The 19,204-nt window shown below is 72.5% G+C and carries 18 protein-coding genes; 9 read left to right on the top strand and 9 right to left on the bottom strand.

Annotation, left to right across the window (positions count from 1 at the left end; genetic code table 11):
- Nucleotides 1-4: 4 nt before the first annotated feature.
- A complete protein-coding gene (locus ABD161_RS03655) occupies nt 5-3,238 on the bottom strand; it encodes an ATP-dependent helicase (RefSeq protein WP_343999775.1) in 3,234 nt (1,077 codons plus the stop codon).
- A gap of 38 nt (nt 3,239-3,276) precedes the next feature.
- Nucleotides 3,277-4,050: a fructosamine kinase family protein gene (locus ABD161_RS03650; RefSeq protein WP_343999773.1), complete on the bottom strand. Its 774-nt coding sequence runs from the start codon at nt 4,048-4,050 to the stop codon at nt 3,277-3,279.
- A gap of 131 nt (nt 4,051-4,181) precedes the next feature.
- Here ABD161_RS03650 and ABD161_RS03645 point away from each other — a divergent pair, with 131 nt between their 5' ends.
- Nucleotides 4,182-4,406, top strand: coding sequence for a DUF3107 domain-containing protein (locus tag ABD161_RS03645; RefSeq protein ID WP_135113357.1), 225 nt, complete (start codon nt 4,182-4,184; stop codon nt 4,404-4,406).
- 5 nt (nt 4,407-4,411) lie between these two features.
- Entirely contained in the window at nt 4,412-4,702 is a 291-nt protein-coding gene (locus tag ABD161_RS03640) for a hypothetical protein (protein WP_343999770.1), read from the top strand.
- A gap of 18 nt (nt 4,703-4,720) precedes the next feature.
- Here the strand turns inward: ABD161_RS03640 and ABD161_RS03635 are convergent, their stop codons facing one another.
- From ABD161_RS03635 to ABD161_RS03625, 3 genes are all read right to left on the bottom strand, one after another.
- Nucleotides 4,721-5,899, bottom strand: coding sequence for a MarP family serine protease (locus tag ABD161_RS03635; protein ID WP_343999768.1), 1,179 nt, complete (start codon nt 5,897-5,899; stop codon nt 4,721-4,723).
- Nucleotides 5,900-5,984: 85 nt separating this feature from the next.
- Complete coding sequence (locus ABD161_RS03630; protein WP_343999766.1) at nt 5,985-7,151, bottom strand: N-acetyltransferase DgcN family protein; 1,167 nt, start codon at nt 7,149-7,151, stop codon at nt 5,985-5,987.
- Nucleotides 7,152-7,336: 185 nt separating this feature from the next.
- On the bottom strand, nt 7,337-8,053 hold the full coding sequence (locus ABD161_RS03625) for a ferritin-like fold-containing protein (RefSeq protein WP_135113352.1): 717 nt from the start codon (nt 8,051-8,053) through the stop codon (nt 7,337-7,339).
- A 194-nt stretch (nt 8,054-8,247) separates the two neighbouring features.
- Between ABD161_RS03625 and ABD161_RS03620 the strand changes: the two genes are divergently transcribed.
- The gene (locus ABD161_RS03620) at nt 8,248-9,714 is read left to right on the top strand and encodes a DEAD/DEAH box helicase (protein WP_343999764.1); all 1,467 of its coding nucleotides are present in this window, start codon (nt 8,248-8,250) and stop codon (nt 9,712-9,714) included.
- 461 nt (nt 9,715-10,175) lie between these two features.
- Here the strand turns inward: ABD161_RS03620 and ABD161_RS03615 are convergent, their stop codons facing one another.
- Entirely contained in the window at nt 10,176-11,051 is an 876-nt protein-coding gene (locus ABD161_RS03615) for a PHP domain-containing protein (protein WP_343999762.1), read from the bottom strand.
- A gap of 96 nt (nt 11,052-11,147) precedes the next feature.
- On the opposite strand from ABD161_RS03615, the gene ABD161_RS03610 reads away from it, so the two are divergent.
- Nucleotides 11,148-12,176 (top strand): endonuclease/exonuclease/phosphatase family protein, encoded by a 1,029-nt coding sequence (locus tag ABD161_RS03610; protein WP_343999760.1) that lies wholly within the window; start codon nt 11,148-11,150, stop codon nt 12,174-12,176.
- Here ABD161_RS03610 and ABD161_RS03605 read toward each other — a convergent pair whose 3' ends face one another.
- On the bottom strand, nt 12,177-12,551 hold the full coding sequence (locus ABD161_RS03605; protein WP_343999758.1) for a DUF3054 domain-containing protein: 375 nt from the start codon (nt 12,549-12,551) through the stop codon (nt 12,177-12,179). It abuts the gene before it with no gap.
- A 48-nt stretch (nt 12,552-12,599) separates the two neighbouring features.
- Here ABD161_RS03605 and ABD161_RS03600 point away from each other — a divergent pair, with 48 nt between their 5' ends.
- Complete coding sequence (locus tag ABD161_RS03600) at nt 12,600-14,012, top strand: aminopeptidase P family protein (protein ID WP_343999756.1); 1,413 nt, start codon at nt 12,600-12,602, stop codon at nt 14,010-14,012.
- 12 nt (nt 14,013-14,024) lie between these two features.
- On the opposite strand, the gene ABD161_RS03595 is transcribed toward ABD161_RS03600, so the two are convergent.
- Together ABD161_RS03595 and ABD161_RS03590 are read right to left on the bottom strand one after the other, a co-directional pair.
- Entirely contained in the window at nt 14,025-14,684 is a 660-nt protein-coding gene (locus ABD161_RS03595; RefSeq protein WP_343999754.1) for an alpha/beta hydrolase family protein, read from the bottom strand.
- On the bottom strand, nt 14,681-15,385 hold the full coding sequence (locus ABD161_RS03590) for a YflT domain-containing protein (protein WP_344000104.1): 705 nt from the start codon (nt 15,383-15,385) through the stop codon (nt 14,681-14,683). Before ABD161_RS03590 ends, ABD161_RS03595 begins: the two co-directional genes overlap by 4 nt.
- A 146-nt stretch (nt 15,386-15,531) precedes the next feature.
- Here ABD161_RS03590 and ABD161_RS03585 point away from each other — a divergent pair, with 146 nt between their 5' ends.
- From ABD161_RS03585 to ABD161_RS03570, 4 genes are read left to right on the top strand one after another with little or no spacing between them, the layout of a single operon-like run.
- On the top strand, nt 15,532-16,020 hold the full coding sequence (locus ABD161_RS03585; RefSeq protein ID WP_343999752.1) for an ASCH domain-containing protein: 489 nt from the start codon (nt 15,532-15,534) through the stop codon (nt 16,018-16,020).
- 54 nt (nt 16,021-16,074) lie between these two features.
- A complete protein-coding gene (locus ABD161_RS03580) occupies nt 16,075-17,367 on the top strand; it encodes a magnesium transporter MgtE N-terminal domain-containing protein (protein ID WP_135113339.1) in 1,293 nt (430 codons plus the stop codon).
- Entirely contained in the window at nt 17,364-17,912 is a 549-nt protein-coding gene (locus ABD161_RS03575; protein ID WP_425560765.1) for a DUF1003 domain-containing protein, read from the top strand. Before ABD161_RS03580 ends, ABD161_RS03575 begins: the two co-directional genes overlap by 4 nt.
- A complete protein-coding gene (locus ABD161_RS03570; protein ID WP_344000102.1) occupies nt 17,906-19,066 on the top strand; it encodes an Mrp/NBP35 family ATP-binding protein in 1,161 nt (386 codons plus the stop codon). The genes ABD161_RS03575 and ABD161_RS03570 overlap by 7 nt, the downstream gene beginning before the upstream one ends.
- Nucleotides 19,067-19,204: the final 138 nt, after the last annotated feature.

Here is a 19,204-nt window from a genome sequence, read left to right as displayed (position 1 = left end):
TCCCCTACGCGCTCACGGAATCGATGGTGTGGATCCGGCACGGCTTCACGAACATCCCCTCGGTGCAGTGGGCGTCGACCTGCGCGATGAAGCTGCTCGCCGACATCCCGCGCGCGGCGTCTGCGACCCGCCGCAGGAACTGCGCGCGCGACTCGTCGACGAGCCGGTGCTGGTGCGCGACGCGGTAGTCGCTCTTGGCGAGCGTCTGCGACACGATCACGAGCCGGGCACCGGCGAGGCCGCCCGCGGGAGCACCCTCGACGAGGCCCTCCTGGACGGCGACCTGGTACGCCGACAGCTGGCCGTGCTGCAGCACGTCGTTGTCGCCGGGCTTCTCGTAGCGGCCGCTCTTCAGGTCGACGACGACCACATGCTCGGCCGCCTCGGTGTCGGCGCAGTCCATCGCCACCCAGCCGCGCGAGCGCCCGGGGCCGTGCTCGCCGGCGCCGACGGGGTACGTCTCGACCCGGTCGATCACGCCGCTGACGATCGCCCGGCGCGGGCCCTCGACCTCGTCGCCGACGTAGACCGGGGGCGGCGAGTCGGGGTCGTCGCCGTCGATCCCGACGGCGAAGCGGAAGGGTGCCTCGGACACCACGTGCGCTCCCCCGTCCGCGCGCACCGCGCGGAGGTACGAATGAAGCCGCTCGACGTAGAGGTCGGCGCGGGCGCGCTCCTTCGTCGCGATCCAGGGCGTCTCGAAGTCGAGCTCGGGCCAGCGCTCGTCGACCACCGAGCGGAGCCCCTCCAGGTCGCCGTCGGGGAAGCGCTCGAGGGCGGCGTGCAGGATCGTGCCGATGCCGGCGCTCGGCGGCGTGACGGTGCTGCCACCGAGGCCGTCGATCACCCAGCCGAGGCCGCACTCCTCGAATGCCTCCATGCGCGAGGGCGACACGCGTGCCGGGCCGGCATCGAGGTCGCGCAGCGGCCGGTCCGTCGACGGTGCGAGCACTCCGTACCACTCGTCGGGGGCTGCACCCGGCACCTGCGCGGTCGCCAGCATGCTGAGCTGTCCCGCGGCCTCGACGCGCTCGCGCGCGTCCGCCGACTCGGTCAGCGTGCGACGGTGCCGGGCGACGAGGCCCCGCAGCGTGAGCGGGTGCGCGGCGCGGTTCTCGTCGTGAGGCGGATCGGCAAGGAACGAGAAGAGCGCGCTCGGCCCGGTGTCGTCGTCGTCGACCGCCGTGACGAGCAGCCGCGCACGGGCGCGGGACACGGCCCGCACAAACAGGCGCAGCTCGTCGTGCATGGCGGCGCGGCGGCGGTCGAGCACCCCGGCGGGCTCGGCGCCGGGCAGCCCCGCGCGGTGCGCGGCGACGGTCTTGGCGAGGCGCCACGACTCGAGCAGCCCGCCGCGCAGGCGGACGTTCGGCCACACGCCGTCCTGGACGCCCGCGATCACGACGGCGTCGAACTCGACGCCCAGCGCGTTCGCCGGCGTCAGCAGCGTCACCGAGCCCGGCCGATCCGGTGCCGAGAGGGTGTCCTCCGGCACGTCGCTGTCGAGGATCTCGCGGATGAACGGGAGCGGCCCCTCCTCGGGGTTGCGCTCCACCGCGCGCTTCGCCGCGGCGAACAGCGCCACGAGGCCGTCGAGGGCGCGGCCCGTCTCGGCGGCGATGGGCCCCTCGCCCTGAGCGGTCTCATGCCACGCGCGCTCGAGCTTGCGGCCGTCGGCGGTGCGCGCCCGGTCCCACACGAGCCAGAGCAGCTCGTGGACCGTGGCACCCCGGGCTCCCTCCTCGTGCAGCAGGCGCAGCGTCTCGGCGAGACGCCGACCGGTGCGGGCCTCGGGGGTGTCGATCAGGTCGAACGCCGCGGGATGCCCGAGGGCCTCGTGCAGCAGCTCGCGTGCCGGCCGGTTGCCGCCGTCCGCGAGTTCCGCGTGCCGCATGTGCGCGCGAAGGCGCCGCAGCCCGACGCCGTCGAGGCCGCCGAACGGCGAGCGCAGCGCCTCGATCAGCAGCTCGGGCTGCCGCTCCGCGTGATCCTGCAGGCCCAGGCGCACGATCTCCACGATGTCGTGGACCACCGCTTCACTGCCCAGAGGCCGCTGCACGCCGGCGGCGCGGGTGGGCACCTCCCGGGCCGCGAGCTCGGCCTCGAGCATCGTCAGCTGCCGGGTGTCGTGCGCGATCACCGCCATCCGCGACCAGGGGACGCCGCCCAGCAGGTGCCAGTCGCGCAGGGCCCAGGCGATCTGGTCGACTTCCTCGTACGGGGAGGCGGCGAGCCGGGTCTCGACGACCCCGTGCTCCTCCACCTCGGGGCCGGGGGCGCGTCGGTGCGCCACGACGCCGGCCGCGCCGATCGCCTGCGTCACCGAGCGGGTCAGGCGGGTGAGGGCCGGGGCGGCGCGGTGAGCGCCGTCGAGGACGTGGCGCTCGCCAAGCACCGCCGACAGGCGCAGGAACAGCTCGGGCGTGACGCCGCGGAAGGCTCCCGATCCGATGTCGGGGTCGCCGAACGCGAGCACCGCGATGCCGCGCTGTCGCAGTGCCTCGACAACGGCGATGCCGCCGCGCGTGAGCTCCTGAGCGTCGTCGATCAACACGACCCGCAGGCGCTCGAGCCCCGCGATGACCGCGCCGTCGCGCAGCGCGACGGCGGCCTCGGCGTACAGCTCGGCGACATCGCGATGCGGCGAGCGCATGCCGTCGAGCACGCCGCGGTACTCGCGCATGAAACGGGCGACCGCGGTCCACGCCGGCACGTCGAGCGAGGCGAGCTCGGCCGGGCCGACGCCGAGCTCGGTCAGCTCGCTCAGGAAGGCGCGCAGCTCGGAGCGGAAGCCCTTGGACGCCCGCACGGGGGCGCCGAGCTCATCCGGCCACAGCGACAGGCCCTCGCGCTCGTCCTCCTCGTGACCTGCGAGCAGGTCGGCGACGATCCGGTCCTGATCCGCCCCCGTGAGAAGCTTGGGGGGCTCCTCGCCACGGCGCACCGCTTCGGCCCGCACGACCTGGAACGCGAAGGACCCGATCGACCGCGCCAGCGGCCCCGGGGTCGCCACCCGCACCCGGACGCCGAGCTCGTCGCGGAGCCGCGTGGCCGAGACGCGCGTCGGGGTCAGCACCACGAGCTCGTCGGCCGCGACGCCCTCGTCGATGAGGCGCGCGACGCGCTCGACGAGCACCGCCGTCTTGCCCGTGCCGGGCGCCCCGACCACGGTGCCGGAGGCGTCCGCCGGCAGGCTCAGCACCGCGCGCTGAGGCTCGTCCCATTCCGTGACACCCATGCGCTCAACGCTAACCGCGGCCTCCGACACCCGGCCGCTCACGCGAGCGCCAGGGTCGCGCGCGCCGCCCGTGCGAGCTGCACCCCGTAGCCGCGTCCGTGGCCGGCGGCGTGCACCGCGAGCGGGTGCAGCTGGTGCACCGGCACCCGCTCGCGCCAGCCGTCGTGCAGCGGATGCTCCGACGCGTAGCCGGCGAGCATCTCCTCCAGGAACGGTGCCCCGAACAGGGCGAGCATCGCGAGGTCGGTCTCCCGGTGCCCGCCGTGCGCGGCCGGGTCGATCAGCACAACGCCGTCCGGCGAGAACAGCACGTTCCCGGCCCACAGGTCGCCGTGGATCCGAGCCGGCGGATCCGCGTCATCGAAGGCGCCCCCGGCGATCAGCGCGCAGGCATCCTCGACGGTGCGACGCTCATCCGCCGTCAGGTTGCCGGCTTCCACCGCGATGCCGAGGAACGGCAGCACGCGGGTGCGGGCGTAGAAGCCGCCCCACCGCTGCTCGCGCGCGTACGCCTGGGGCCGCTTGCCGATGAACCCCGGACCGTTCCAGCCGTCCGGGGCGGCGCCGAAAGCGTCCGCGCCCGCCGCGTGCGTGCGGGCGAGAGCGACCCCGAACGCGCGCGCCGCGCCGGGCGTCGGCGCCGCCTCGCGAATGCGCTCCAGCTCGATCCGTCCCACGTCCACCGAGACGACGCGCGCGATCCTCGCTCCCCCGTCCGTCTCCGCCTCGGCGAGCCAGCGCAGACCGGCCGCCTCCGACTCGAAGAATCCGGCCGGCGCGTCCGCGTTCTCCTTGAGGATGGTCTCGGTCACGCCTCCAGTGTCGCCGCCGTTTCGCTGTCAGCGTTCAGCCGCCTGCCGTGTCGACCCCCTGCCATAGAGTTGTGACACGGCCCCGCTGATCCACCCGAGCGGGCTTCTGGCGCGACGAAAGGCAGTCACCCGTGGACATCCGCATCGGCATCACCAACACCGGCCGCGAGCTCAGCTTCGAGTCGTCGGAGAGCGCCGAGGACGTCAAGACGACCGTCGCCGCGGCCCTCGACAGCGGCCAGAGCCACCTCTCGTTCACGGACGTGAAGGGGAACTCCTACATCGTCCCGACCGCGAACCTCGCGTTCGTCGAGGTCGGCAGCGAGGAGACCCGCCGCGTCGGCTTCGTCGCCTGACGCCGATGTACATCGTCCTCGCGCTCGTGGCCGCCGTCGCGATCGGCGTCGGCATCCACTTCGCCCTGCCGCGCCGCGGCCTGCGGGGCGTGGCGCTCGCTCCCGCCATCGCGGGCGCGACCGCCGCGGTCGTCTACGCGATCTGCACGTGGACCGGCCTCGGCGAGGGGAACCCCGTGACGTGGCTCGTCACGCTCGCGGTCTCGTTCCTGCTCTGCTGGGTCGGCACCGATGCGCTCAGCCGCCTGCGCGCGTCCCGCGATGCCGCGGCCGAGAAGCGCCTCGGCCTGGCCTGAGCCGATTCGCCTGAGCTCTCAGCCGACGCAGGATCCGGTCGAGACCGGGTCGGTCGCGCTGTCGAGCTGTGCGAGCACCGGCAGCAGCTCGACGGTCGTCATCGCGTAGCCGACGTTCTGCTGCACCTCGTCCCGCGCGAAGATCACGCCGGCCACGGCGCCCTCGGGCGTGAGCAGCGGGCCGCCGGAGTTGCCCGGGTACACCGCGGCCGACAGGGCATAGACCTCGCGCGGCGCGACGGAGCCGCCGTGGATGTCCGCGATGGGAGCGGAGCCCGTCGCCGCGACCGTGGCGGGCACCGTCTTGAACGGTCCCCCGTACGGGAAGCCCTGCACCGCCGCGGGGGCGCCCGGGCTCAGTGTCCCGGCGATCGGCAGGGCCGCCGCCTCGACATCCACGGCGATGACCGCCAGGTCGTCCACCGGATCGAAGTACACGACCCGGCCGTCACGCGCGGGCTCGCCGGGCAGCTCGACGATCGGCGTCTCCACGCCGGCGACCACGTGCGCGTTGGTCACGATGCGGTCCTCGGCGGCCACGAAGCCGGTGCCCGTGAGGCTGCGGCTGCAGGAGCTCGCGATGCCTCGGATGCGCGCGACCGACTGCGCCGACGTCCGCAGCGCCGGCAGGCTCGTGTCGACGGACTCGGCGCCGGCGGGCGCCTCCACGTCGCCGAGCAGCCCGTCGATCGTGGGAAGCACGGTCTCGCCAAGCGTCGCGGCGTGAAGGCGCGCCATCGCCTCCGACACCGGAGCCGGCGTCACGCGGTCGATCGTGCGCAGCACGCTCGAGGATGCCACCGAGGGCGACACCACGGGGATGCCGGCGGTGGCGATTCCCGAGCCGGTGAGGACGAGGGCCAGGCCCACGGCGACGACGGCGACGACGCCGCCGAGGAGTCGCTCGACGGCCTTGAGCTTCAGCAGATCCGCGCCGTGGCGGATGACGCGGCCGATCGCCGATCCGAGCGCGGCGCCCAGCGCGAGCAGCGCGACCGCGCTGCCGATCACGGCGAGCGGCCGCCAGCCGGCATCGGTGACCGCACGCGCCACGATCGGCAGGACCCACGGCGCGGCGAGACCGCCGGCGACGAGGCCCGCGAGGGCGCCGAGGGCCGAGAACAGCCCGACGCGCAGGCCGGTGATGAGCGCGGCGATGAGCAGCACCACGATCACGATGTCGACGATGGGGAGCACGCGTTCCTCTCCGGGCGAACGAGCACTCACCGCCCGCCGCTCAGGGTACGGCGCGCGTCTGCGCCGACGCCGTGAGCCGCGCGGATCAGGCGGCCGAGGCCGTGACGGGAGCCCCGCGGTCGAGCTGCGGGAACGCGCGCAGCACCATGTCGACGAGGCGGCCGAGAGGGCGCGTCAGCGGGTCGGTCGCCGGGAGTCCGTGCGCGAGTTCGATCTCATCGATCGCGTCGCCGATCTCGGCGTCCGTCATCCGCTCGTGGTTGACCGTGATGCCGATCACGCGGGTGTCGGCGAAGGCCTCGATCAGCGCCACCTCGCTCGCCAGGGTCGGCATCGCGACCATCGGGAAGTCGCCGAGCACCTCGCGACGCGGCGCGTGCTGCACGATGACGCCGGCCGGGCGGCTGCCGCGGAGGATGTGCGCCGAGGTGAGGTAGGCCGGGTGGCTGAGGGCGCCCTGCCCCTCCACGATGATGACGTCGGGGTCCTCGCCCTCGAAGGCGGCGACGACCTGGTTCTCGACCTCGCCCGAGCAGAACTGCGGCACGAGCGCGTCGAGCGCGACGCCGTACCGGCCGCCCTGGATGATCGTCGTCTGGCCCGTCCCGACCATCACGGCGTGGATCCCGCGATCGTTCAGCGCCTTGACGAGCAACGTGGCCGTCGTCCGCTTGCCGATCGCGCCATCCGTCCCGAGCACCGCGATCCGGAGGCAGGTGACGTCGAAGATCCGGCCCGAGAAGAGGTGCAGGTCCTTCTTCTCCCGGGGGCGGCGGATGTCGGTGATCGTCACGTCCGCCAGGATGCTCGCGGCGGCGAACTCCGCGTCGTCGCTGAGGAACTCGTGCAGGCCGTTGATGATGTGCATGCCCCGGGCGATGCCGTCGAGCAGCACAACGCGCTGAGCCGAGGACAGCAGCCCGTCGGCGGGGGCGACGCCGCAGATCAGGTAGTCGGGCACCGTGCCGGCGTGCGCGATAGCCTCGGCGAGATCCGCCAGGATCGGGATGCCCGCGGGCTCGCCGTCGAGGAACGTGCCCGCATCGGCGCCGGCGTGACGGCTGTCGATCACGCTGAGGATCTCGTACTTCTCGGAGTGGCGGACGAGACCGTTGGCGGTCTTTCCGTCCTGCTCGCCGAACTGGCCTTCGCAGTACACGATCGCGGTCGACCCGGTCGGAAGGGCGACGAGCGGCGCCGGAACGACCTCGGGATGGGCGGATGCGGCGTGGATGTCTCGGTCGGCGGGCACGGGTGCCTCCTTGCAGTCACTCACAGAGCGGGCGACTGAAAAACGACGAGGCCCGTGGGGCTGCCGGCAGACGAGAAGTCTTCCCTGATCGCCGGCGAGCTGCCGGCCCTGGCGACGGTACCAGCCGGACATGGGCATCCGCCGGTCTCGGGTGGACGGTCCGCACGCGGGCCCGGTGCGCCCCTCTAGGAGGCGAGACCGAGGGCGTCCATGCGGCGCGCGTGCGCGGCCATCAGGGCCGTGAAGACCGGCTCGACCTTCTTCTCGTCGTCGATGCCGAGGCGCTGCGGGCGCAGCGCCGCCCTTGCCACGAGCAGCGTGTCGCCGACGAGGCGGCGGGCCCACATCGACAGCAGCGAGCGCATCTCGTCGTCGGCGTCGATCGTGGCGCGGATCAGGTCGACGATCAGTTCGCGGTCGCTGTCGACGTTCAGAATGCGCGCGATGCGGCGGCCGGTGTCGCCGTAGCTGGCGGCGAGGGCGCGGTAGAAGTCGTCGAGCATCCCGGCGGTGATGTGCACCGAGAGCATCGTCTCGCGCGGGCGGGCGCCGATCGTCGCGCGACGGAACGTGTCGAGCTGCTCCTGGAACGGGCGCATGATCTCGGCGGGGTCGTCGCCGCGGTCGCGGATCACGTCGATGATCGCGCGGTGCTTGACGAGCGCGGCGCCGGCGGCGAGCGACAGCGCCTCCTTCTCCTCGAGCTCCGGCGTGGCGCGGATGAGGCGGCTGAGGGTCTCGAAGTACCCGAGCTGGAGGTACGCCGCCTGCCCGAGGAACGTCTCGACGGCGGGAGCGAGCTCCTCGAAGTCGACGCGCGTCGCATCGCCCATGTCGCCGCGCGACCGCAGGCGCAGGATCCGCGCGGGCGGACGCTGCTGCCAGAACTTCCAGTTCACCACGCGCTACAGCCTACGGGCCCGGCCCGGCCGCGTCCGTGAAGGATCATCGCCCGCGCGGGGGTCGTGTCAGGAGGCTCCGGTAGGCTGGTGCGGTCCCCGGCGTCGGATCGGGGCCGCCGCGCCTGGAGCAGACCGAAGGCGTGGACCGCATCTCCCAGGCAGCGCTGGCTGCCGGACAGGCTCGAGCACACATCGTGACCACTTTCACCGACCTCGGCGTCGACCAGGACATCGTCGACGCCCTCGCCGCGAAGGGGATCGTCGACGCATTCCCCATCCAGGAGCAGACGATCCCGCTCGCCCTCCCGGGCCAGGACCTCATCGGCCAGGCGAAGACCGGCACCGGCAAGACCTTCGGCTTCGGCATCCCCGTTGTGCAGCGCCTCGGCCAGAACCCCGAGCCGGGCGTCAAGGCGCTCATCGTCGTGCCCACCCGCGAGCTCGCCGTGCAGGTGTACGAGGACCTCGACCTGCTGACGTCGAACCGCGCGACGAGCGTCGTCGCGATCTACGGCGGCAAGGCCTACGAGGGCCAGATCGACCAGCTCAAGGCGGGCGCGCAGATCGTCGTCGGCACCCCCGGCCGTCTGATCGACCTCGCCGGCCAGCGCCTGCTCGACCTGTCGAACGCGACCGAGGTCGTGCTCGACGAGGCCGACAAGATGCTGGATCTCGGCTTCCTCGCCGACATCGAGAAGATCTTCCAGAAGGTCGCGCAGGTGCGTCACACGCAGCTCTTCAGCGCGACGATGCCCGGCCCGATCGTGGCCCTCGCGCGCCGCTTCATGTCGAACCCGATCCACATCCGCGCGACGGATCCGGACGAGGGCCTGACGCAGGCGAACATCAAGCACATCGTCTACCGCGCGCACTCGCTCGACAAGGACGAGATCATCGCCCGCATCCTGCAGGCGGAGGGCGCGGGAAAGACCGTGATCTTCACCCGCACGAAGCGCGCGGCGCAGCGCCTCGTCGACGAGCTCGGCGACCGCGGATTCAGCGTCGGCGGCGTGCACGGCGACATGGGCCAGGAGCAGCGCGAGCGCTCGATGGCGGCCTTCAAGGCCGGCAAGGTCCAGGTCCTCGTCGCCACGGACGTCGCGGCCCGCGGCATCGACGTCGACGACATCACGCACGTGATCAACCACACGATCCCGGATGACGACAAGACGTACCTCCACCGTGCGGGCCGCACCGGCCGCGCCGGCAAGACGGGCATCGCCGTGACGTTCGTCGACTGGGACGACCTGCACAAGTGGGCGCTCATCAACCGCGCCCTCGAGTTCGGTCAGCCCGAGCCGACCGAGACCTACTCCTCGAGCCCGCACCTGTACACCGACCTGAACATCCCGGCCGGCACGAAGGGCCGTCTCACGACCGCCCCGACGTCGGAGCGCCCGCGCCCCGAGCGTCGCTCGCAGGGCGGCGAGGGCCGAGGAGGCGACCGCGGCGGACGCACGCGCACGCGCCGCCCCGCAGGCGCGACCGGCACCGCGACCGAGCCGGTGGCCGAACACGGCCAGCCCGCCACGCCGACCGAGCAGGTCGAGGGCTCCGGCACGCACGACGGCGAAGGCAAGGAGCACCACGACGGCAAGCCCGCCCCGGCGCGCCGCCGCCGTCGTCGTCGCCCCTCGGGTCAGAGCCCGCAGGGAGCTTGATCTTCTCCCGCTTCGCGGGGTAGTCAGCGCACGTCATCGATCGCTCGCCCGGCACAGTGCTTTTTCGGGCCGCGCGCTGATCGATCGCTCACCCGACGCCGTGCTTTCCGGGCCGCGCGCTGATCGATCACTCGCCCGACGCCGTGCTTTCTCGGGCCGCGCGCTGATCGATCGCTCACCCGACGCTCCGCGCCGGGACTCGTGCTCGATGGACGTCGCTGACGCTCCGTCCGGGCGCGCTGGTTGGTCGCTCCGCTCCACGCTCGCTTCGCTCGCACAGGGGAACATCACGAGGGCACAGTGCTTGCCGGGACTCATGCTCGATGGACGTCGCTGACGCTTCGTCCGGGCGCGCTGGTTGGTCGCTCCGCTCCACGCTCGCTCCGCTCCACGCTCGCTCCGCTCCACGCTCGCTGCGCTCGCAGAGGGGCACAGCCACGCCCGCCCATGGGCGCTCGAGGCTAGGGGTAGACCGGCGGGGTGCCCGTCGCGCGGGCGATGATGCGCGCGACCATCGCGTCGCTCGTCGTGTTCTCCCCCGGGAGGTTCGGCTTGCCCCGGCCGTGGTAGTCGCTTGACCCCGTGACGATCAGGTCGCGGTCGGCCGCGATGCGGCGCAGGATCCGCTTTCCGTCCGCGGTGTTCTCGCGGTGGTCGATCTCGAACCCGGCGAGCCCCGCGTCGATCAGCGCGTGCAGCACCGACTCCGGCATCATCCGCGACCGACCGTGGGGCGTGGGGTGCGCGATGATCACGACTCCCCCGGCCGCCGTGACCAGCTCGACGACGCGGAACGGGTCGGGGGCGTAATGGGGCTCGTAGTAGCCCTCGCGGGGATGCAGGATGCCGTCGAAGGCCTCTCCGCGATCGCGGGCGAGCCCACGCGCAACGAGGGCGTCGGCGATGTGCGGGCGTCCCACTGTCGCATCCAGCGTCGTCTGGGCGAGCACGTCCTCCCACGTGAGGTCGTAGTCGCGGGCGATGTTCGCCACGATCCGCTCGGCACGGCCCATCCGATCGCCGCGGATCCGCTCCGTCTCGGCCCGCAGCTCCGGATCGTCCGGATCGAACAGGTACGAGAGCAGGTGGACGCTGCGCCACTCGTGCTTCGCCGAGAACTCCATGCCGGGAAGCAGCGTCATGCCGAGCGACGTCGCCGCCTCCGCCGCCTCCGCCCATCCGGCCGTCGTGTCGTGGTCGGTGAGCGCCACGGTGCGCAGCCCGTGACGGTGCGCCGCGGCCATCACGTCCGCCGGCGGCTCGGTGCCGTCCGAGCGCGTGGAGTGGAGGTGCAGGTCGCTGGGGCCCCTGAACCGCTCGCCTCCGACATCGCCCACAGGCCGATCGTAGTCCGGATGGCGACGGGCCCTCACACACGCGATACACGCGTCGGTTTCGCCGGTTTCTCAGCGGAGCAACTTAGGGTCGAAGGCGTGCTGCGCGTGTTGGGGATCCTCGTGACGGTGCTGTTCGCCATCGCGACGGCACTGGTGTCATGGCCGCAGTTCTTCCGCCTCGAGCAGACGATGCCGTTCGCTCACATCGTGTCGATGCGCGGCATCCTGGTGGCGGCGTTCGCGATCCTGACCGTCCTCTTCCTGCTGATGGCGCTCGCCCGCCCGATGCGCGGCTTCGCCATGTCGATGGCCCTCGTCGCGGCCCTCGGGGCGACCGCCGGCGGCGTCACGCTGGGCGTGCGCGGCTACGGCGACACGCTTCCGGAGGCGACGGAGACCAGCGTGCGCGTCATGACCTGGAACACCGCGGGCGATGCGACCGGCGCCTATCAGATCGCGCAGTCGGCGGTCGCGATGGACGCCGACATCATCGCGCTGCCCGAAACGGCGCAGAGCGTGGGCGAGGACGTCGCGATCGAGATGCGCGAGCTCGGGCGCCCGATGTGGGTGCATCACGTGCAGTACAACGAGGAGATCGAGCGCGGTCCGCAGTCGTGGGTGACGACCATCCTGATCTCCCCCGATCTCGGCGACTACGCGGTCATCGAGTCATCCGACGACGGCTCGAGCAACACCGCCCTGCTGCCGAGCGCGGTCGTCATGCCGGTCGACGGCACCGGCCCGACGGTGGTCGCGGTGCACGCGATCGCTCCGCGGCCGGCGTACATGGACGTCTGGCGCAACGATCTCCGCTGGATCGCGGATCAGTGCCCCGAGGGCGAGAACGTGATCATCGCGGGCGACTTCAACGCCACGCTCGACCACATGGCCTCGCTCGCCGCGGGCGGCGCCGACCTCGGCTACTGCCACGACGCGGCGGCGGAGACGGGCAACGGCGGCGTGGGGACATGGCCCACGGACGTGCCCGCGCTGCTGTCGGCGCCGATCGACCACGTGATGCACTCCGACGCGTGGCGCGCGACCGGATCCATCGTGCTCACCAACCTCGACGGCGCCGGTGGCGACCACCGGCCGCTCGTCGTGCAGCTCGAGCCGGTCGGCTAGCTAGGCGCGGCGCACGAGGCGGGCGATCAGGCGCCAGCCGATCAGGAACACCGCCAGGGTGATCGCCGCGACGATGATGAACGCCACGGCCGCCGTCCCGCCCGCGGCGACCCGCAGCACCATCCCGATGACGAGGGTCGCGAACCACACCATCCCGCCGGCCAGGATGCCCGTCGCAGGAGTGCGCGTCAGCAGGATCACGGCCCAGCCGATGAGCATCCCGACCGCGAACGGCCACGCGGTGACGAGGGACGCGGGATCGAACACCGGCTCGGCGTGCGTCGCCCGCCCGATCGCCAGGAACACCAGCACGAGCACGAGGTCGATCGCGAAGGCGAGGGCGGGATGCGGGGCACGGGCGGGAGCGCTGGTCACTCCCCCAGGGTAGGTCGGCTGCCTGTGCCGGGTGAGAGACTGGAAGGCATGAGCGACGCCACCGAGACCACCGAGACCGCGGCCGAGAAGCAGCCCCAGGGCGTGACGAACCGCCGCCAGCCGTACCCGCAGGGGTTCCTCGACACGATCTCGCAGGGCTGGGCCGAGCGCCCCGAGCAGCGTCCGGCGCTGCGCGAGCAGGCCCCGTTCGCCGCCGCCCGCCGCGCCGCGGTGTCGGCCGCGTTCCCGGGCCAGCGCCTCGTCGTCCCGGCGGGCCCGCTCAAGCAGCGCAGCAACGACACCGATTACCCGTTCCGCGTTCACTCCGCCTTCGCGCATCTGACCGGATGGGCCTCCGACTCCGAGCCCGAATCGCTGCTCGTGTTCGAGCCGACCGACGGCGGCCACGAGATCACGCTGTACTTCCGCGAGCGCGCCGACCGCACGACGGCCGAGTTCTACTCCGACGCCACGATCGGCGAGTTCTGGATCGGCCCGCGCCCCGCGCTTCCCGGCGTCGCCGGGGAGCTCGGCGTGGCGACCGCGCATGTCGACACGTTCGAATCGCGAGAGGGCGACCTCGTCGTCGACCAGGACGAGGAGCTGACCCGCTTCGTGTCCGAGCTGCGGCTGCGCAAGGACGAGTACGAGGTCGCGCAGATGCGCCTCGCGGTCAAGGTCACGGCCGACGGCTTCGACGACATCGTCCGCGAGCTGCCGCGCGTCATCGAGCACCCCCGCGGCGAGCGGATCGTCGAGGGAGTGTTCCACCAGCGCGCCCGCAGCGACGGCAACTGGGAGGGCTACGACACGATCGCCGCCTCGGGCCCGCACGCGTGCTACCTGCACTGGACCCGCAACGACGGGGCCGTGCTTCCCGGCGACCTCATCCTGGTCGACGCCGGCGCCGAGGTCGACAGCCTGTACACGGCCGACATCACGCGCACGCTCCCCGTGAGCGGCACCTTCACGCCGATCCAGCGCAAGATCTACGAGACCGTCCGCGAGGCGGCCGACGCCGCGTTCGCCGCGGCGAAGCCCGGGGTGAAGTTCCGCGAGGTGCACGAGGCCGCCATGCAGGTGCTCGCCCGCCGCACGGCGGAGTGGGGCCTGCTGCCGGTCACGGCCGAGGAGGCCCTCGACGCCGACAAGGGCGGCCACCACCGCCGGTACATGGTGCACGGCACGAGCCACCACCTCGGCATCGACGTCCACGACTGCGCGCAGGCGCGCCGCGAGATGTACTACGACGGCCTGCTGGAGCCCGGCATGGTGTTCACGATCGAGCCCGGCCTGTACTTCCAGATCGACGACGTAACGGTGCCCGAGGAGTATCGCGGCATCGGCGTGCGCATCGAGGACGACATCCTGATGACCGAGGACGGCCCCGTCAACCTGTCGGCGGACATCCCGCGCACGGCCGACGAGGTCGAGGCCTGGATCGCACGGCTGCGCGCCTGACCCGCCCGCGTCTCAGCGGACGAAGGCCGACAGGATGGGCGCGAGCTCGGCGCCGATCCTGTCGGCCGGACGCTTGCGCCCCTTCACCTCGAACGAGTGATTGCCGCCCTCGATCCACTCGACGCGCGCGTCGCGGCACGTCGCGACCACCTCGCGGAACTGATCGAGCGGCTGGATGAACGGGTCGAGGTCGCCCTCGACGAACAGCTGCGGCTGCGCGACCTGCGGCAGGTGCTCGGCACGCGGCTTCTCGGGCTTTCCCGGCGCGTGCAGCGGGTAGCCGAGGTAGATCAGCCCCGCGACGGGGAGGTCTCCCTCCGCGGCGGCCATCGAGGCCATCCGTCCGCCGTAGGACTTGCCCGCCGCCCAGACCGGCAGTCCCTCGCTCTCGGCGTGGGCGGCCACCGCCCGCCACGTCGCGATCGCGTCGGCCGGGCGCCCCGGCATCCGCCGGCCCGCCTCGACGTACGGGAAGTTGAACCGCATCACGGTGACGCCGCCATCGGCGAGCGTGGCCGCGAGGCCGGCGAGGAACGGATGCCGCATGCCGGCGCCGGCGCCGTGCGCGAGCACAAGCACCGCCCGGGCGTCGGCGGCCGGGTCTACCGCGAGCGTCACGTCTACCGGCCCGGACGCGAGCGGCACCTCGAGGGTCGACTCGGTCGCGCTCACGCGCGGTCGGGATCCTTCGGGGCGTCGCCGTCGTCGCGGCGCGAGCCCGACGCGTCGCCCTCGGGCGTCCAGGCCTGCGGCTCGGGCTCGGGCGCCGGAGCGACGTGCGGCTCGGGGGCGACGTGCGATTCCGGCGTCGGCCGCTGCGCGGGCGCGGCGGGATCGATCCGCACCCCGTAGCGCGGGGGCTCCTGCGACACGGGCGGGGCGACGACGGCGGCCTCGGGGGCGGGACGCGGCGCGGCGGTCGCGCCCATCACCTGGCGCGCCTTGGCGACGCTGCGCGGAAGCACCGTGACCTCGTAGTGATCGGCGGAGACCTGCATCACGCTCGCGAAGTCACGACGACGGCGCAAGATCGAGTACGCGATGAGGCGGAACAGCATGCCGAGGGCGATGCCGACGAGCAGGTAGCCCGCGAACATCGAGATCGGGACCCCGGGCGTCCAGATCGCGAGCATCGCCGCGAACAGCAGGCCGAGGAGCACGCCGTTGACCGCGCCCGACCAGGCGGCCTGCGCGTAGCCGAGCCGGCCCGTGACCTTCTCCACCGAGCGCAGCGCCGTGCCGACGATCGCGATGTCAGCGGCGGGGATGTCCGACGAGATCAGCTTCGACACCGCCTTCTGCGCCGCGTCGTAGGCCTTGAAGCTCGCCACCGTCTGCCCGACCTCGAACGGCTTGTTCAGCCCGCTCACCATGCTCACTTCGACTCACTCCGTTCGCTCAGTGCATCGCACCGCGACTCGTTCCGTTCGCTCAGTGCATCGCACCGCGCCATTCTCGCACGCGGCCTCCGCGCGATGCGGCGCGTTCGCTTGCGGCGCGATCACCGTATTCTTGCGCGGTGACGATCCCCGATCCCGATCCCTCCGCCGTCGCCGAGTTCTGGACGCGAGCACGAGGCGCCATCCTGGCTGCCGAGCCCGGTCTGCAGGTGCCGGTCCGCCCGCCGTCCGCATGGGGATTCGGCGCCACCCCCGCACATGCGGACGCACTCCTCGACCTGGTACTCGAAGGCACGAAGACCGGCACCTCGAGCGATGCGCGGGAGTACGAGGAGGGCGACGATCCCCTCCCCGTGCAGGGCCAGTTCGACATCGTGCTCGACGGGGCAGGGCATCCGCGTGCCGTGATCCTCAACACGCACGTGGAGACCGTGCCCTTCCACGCCGTCGACGACGACCACGCGCGAGCCGAGGGCGAGGGCGACAGATCGCTTGCCCACTGGCGAGACGTGCATCAGCGCTACTTCTCGACCTACGCCGCACACGACCACGGGTTCTCTCCCGACATGCCCGTCGTCACGGAGCGTTTCCGCGTCGTCTACCGCTGATCTGCCGGGCCCGGCGCGGGCTCGGCCGGGGCGCCCGCCGACTACGCTGGAGGCATGAGCACGCAGAGGGTTTTCGCGGCGCGGCTGGCCGGCTGCCCCGTCTTCGACCCCGCGGGCGACCGGCTCGGCAAGGTCCGGGACGTCGTCGTCGTGTATCGAAGTAAGGCCGCGCCCCGCGTGATCGGCCTCGTGTGCGAGATCCCCGGCCGTCGGCAGGTGTTCGTGAACATCGGCCGGGTCACCTCCATCTCCTCGGGACAGGTCATCACCACCGGCCTGATCAACGTGCGCCGGTTCCAGCCGCGCGCCGATGAGGTGCGCGTGCTCGCCGAGGTCGTCGGCCGCCGCGTGCACTTCGTGGACGGCAGCGGCTCGGCCGTGATCGAGGACGTCGGGATCGAGCCGAACCGCGTCGGCGAGTGGGCGATCGGGCAGCTGTTCCTGCGCAAGCCGAAGACCAGCGCATCTCCGTTCGCGAAGGGACCCACGACGTTCGCGACGTGGCACGAGGTGCGAGAGCACCACGCCCCCGGCGAGGCGCAGTCGGCCGAGGCCCTCGCGGCGAGCTATGCCGAGCTGCGTCCCGCCGACCTGGCGAACACGCTGCTCGACCTGCCCGAGGAGCGCATGCTCGAGGTCGCCGAGGAGCTCTCGGACGAGCGCCTCGCCGACGCCCTCGAGGAGATGCCCGAGGAGGAGCAGGCGCACATCCTGGAGAAGCTCGGCGACGAGCGCGCCGCCGACGTCCTCGACGCGATGGATCCGGATGACGCGGCCGACCTGCTCGCCGAGCTCGAGCCGGAGCGCTCCGAGGAGCTGCTGCAGCTCATGGAGCCGGAGGAGGCCGAGGACGTCCGCATGCTGCTGCGCTACGGCGCGGACACCGCGGGTGGTCTGATGACCCCCGAGCCGATCATCATGTCGGCCGACGCGACCATCGCGGAGGCGCTCGCGACGATCCGCCGTCACGAGCTGCACCCGGCCCTCGCGGCGAGCGTGTTCGTGACCCTGCCGCCGTACGAGACGCCCACGGGCCGCTTCCTCGGCGCGGTGCATTTCCAGCGCATGCTGCGCTACCCGCCGCACGAGCGGATCGGCGCGATCCTCGACGACACGATCGAGCCCGTGCTGGTGACGTCGAGCGCGGCCGAGGTCGCGCGCCACCTGGCGAGCTACGACCTCGTGTCGCTCCCCGTCGTCGACCAGGCGCGGCGTCTCGTGGGCGCGATCAGCGTCGACGACATGCTCGACTACCTGCTTCCCGACGACTGGCGCTCGCACGACACCGACGCGCCGCTGCCTCCCGCGCCCGGGACCGGCACGATCCCGACGGTGGGGCTCGGATGATGGCCGGGCGCGACATGTCGCGGCCGGACGTAGTGCGCGGGCGCACGCCGATGCTCGCTCCGTCGACCACACGCGACCGCGACCGCTTCGGCCGCGCGACCGAGTGGATCGCCCGTGCGATGGGCACGCCGGCGTTCCTGATCGGACTGACGCTGTTCGTGCTGCTCTGGATGGTGTGGAACTCGGTGACCCCCGAAGGGCTGCGGTTCGACTCCGCCGACCTCGGTTTCACCGCCCTGACGCTCGCCCTCTCGCTGCAGGCGTCGTACGCGGCTCCGCTCATCCTGCTCGCCCAGAACCGGCAGGATGACCGCGACCGCGTGCAGATCGAGCAGGATCGTCAGCGCGCCGAGCGCAACCTCGCCGACACCGAGTACCTCGCGCGCGAGATCGTCGCGCTGCGCCTGGCGCTGGACGACATCGAGAACCGCGTCGTGAACCGCGAGGTGCTGCGGGAGGAGCTGAAGGCGATGCTCGAGCAGCTCGACTCCCGCGACGCCCGGCGCCGCGACGACGCCGACGCCCCGGCGCCCGAGGGATCGTGACGGACGCGACGCTCGTCGAGCGGGTTCGTGAGGCGGTCGGCCGGGTCTCCGACCCCGAGCTGCGCCGACCGCTGTCCGAGCTCGACATGGTGCGCGGGATTGAGGCGGAGGGCGCGGATGTGCGCGTCGGCATCGCTCTGACGATCGTCGGATGCCCCGCCGCCGACCGCATCGAGTCGGACGTCCGGCGGGCGGCCGAGTCTGTCGAGGGTGTCGGCGCGGTGACGATCGACGTCGGCGTGATGACCCCGGCCGAGCGCAAGGCCCTCACGTCGCGCCTGCGGCCGGTGCGCGGGATGCCATTCGGCCCGGAGTCGCTCACCCGCGTCATCGCCGTCACCAGCGGCAAGGGCGGGGTCGGCAAGTCGACCGTCACGGCGAACCTCGCCGTGGCGCTCGCGCAGCGCGGCCTGGCGGTCGGCCTGATCGACGCAGACGTGCACGGGTTCTCCATCCCTCCCCTGCTCGGACTGGCGAAGGACGGCGAGATCGCGCAGCCCACACGCGTCGACCAGCTGATGCTGCCCCCCGTCGCGCACGGCGTGAAGGCGATCTCGATCGGCATGTTCCTCCAGGACGACGGCACCGGATCCGGCGCGCGCACCGGCGCCGTGGCGTGGCGCGGACCCATGCTCCACCGCACCGTCCAGCAGTTCCTGACCGACGTGTACTTCGGCGACCTCGACGTGCTGCTGCTCGACATGCCCCCGGGAACGGGAGACGTGGCGATCTCGGTCGGCCAGCTGCTCCCCCACGCCGACGTGCTGGTTGTGACCACGCCGCAGGCGGCGGCATCCGACGTCGCGGTGCGCAGCGGTCTCGTCGCGCGGCAGACCGGCCAGCGGGTCATCGGCGTCGTCGAGAACATGGCGGCGATGACGCTTCCCGACGGCACCGTGATGGACCTGTTCGGCTCGGGCGGCGGCGCCGAGGTGGCCGCAGCCCTGTCCGCGGACGGCGACCACGACGTGCCCGTGCTGGCGTCGATCCCGCTCAGCCCCGCCCTGCGCGCCTCCGGTGACGCCGGCGATCCGATCGTCGTCGCACATCCGGATGACCCCGCCGCCGCGGAGGTCACGCGCCTCGCGGAACGCATCGCCTCCCAGCCCCGCCGCCTCGCCGGCCGCCTGCTGCCTTTCGCCCCCGCGCGCTGATTCTTCGCTCACGCGCGCTGATTCTTCGCTTACGCCTCCCATCTCGACTCGCTTCGCTCGCTCGATAACCGTCCCCGGTTGCTGAGCGAGCGAAGCGAGTCGAAGCGACGCAGCGACCGCAGCGTCTGCAGCTGTGTC

This window comes from Microbacterium paludicola (assembly GCF_039529675.1).
In the GTDB taxonomy this organism is placed as follows: domain Bacteria; phylum Actinomycetota; class Actinomycetes; order Actinomycetales; family Microbacteriaceae; genus Microbacterium; species Microbacterium paludicola.
The sequence above is the reverse complement of the archived record's forward strand: the minus strand, read 5'-3'. Positions and strand labels throughout refer to the sequence as shown.

Bases quoted from the DNA above. Each gene is read 5' to 3' on its own strand.
- ABD161_RS03590 (WP_344000104.1), bottom strand. From the start codon at position 15,385: ATGGTGAGCGGGCTGAACAAGCCGTTCGAGGTCGGGCAGACGGTGGCG.
- ABD161_RS03580 (WP_135113339.1), top strand. From the start codon at position 16,075: ATGAGCACGCAGAGGGTTTTCGCGGCGCGGCTGGCCGGCTGCCCCGTC.
- ABD161_RS03575 (WP_425560765.1), top strand. From the start codon at position 17,364: ATGATGGCCGGGCGCGACATGTCGCGGCCGGACGTAGTGCGCGGGCGC.
- ABD161_RS03640 (WP_343999770.1), top strand. From the start codon at position 4,412: ATGTACATCGTCCTCGCGCTCGTGGCCGCCGTCGCGATCGGCGTCGGC.
- ABD161_RS03600 (WP_343999756.1), top strand. From the start codon at position 12,600: ATGAGCGACGCCACCGAGACCACCGAGACCGCGGCCGAGAAGCAGCCC.
- ABD161_RS03655 (WP_343999775.1), bottom strand. From the start codon at position 3,238: ATGGGTGTCACGGAATGGGACGAGCCTCAGCGCGCGGTGCTGAGCCTG.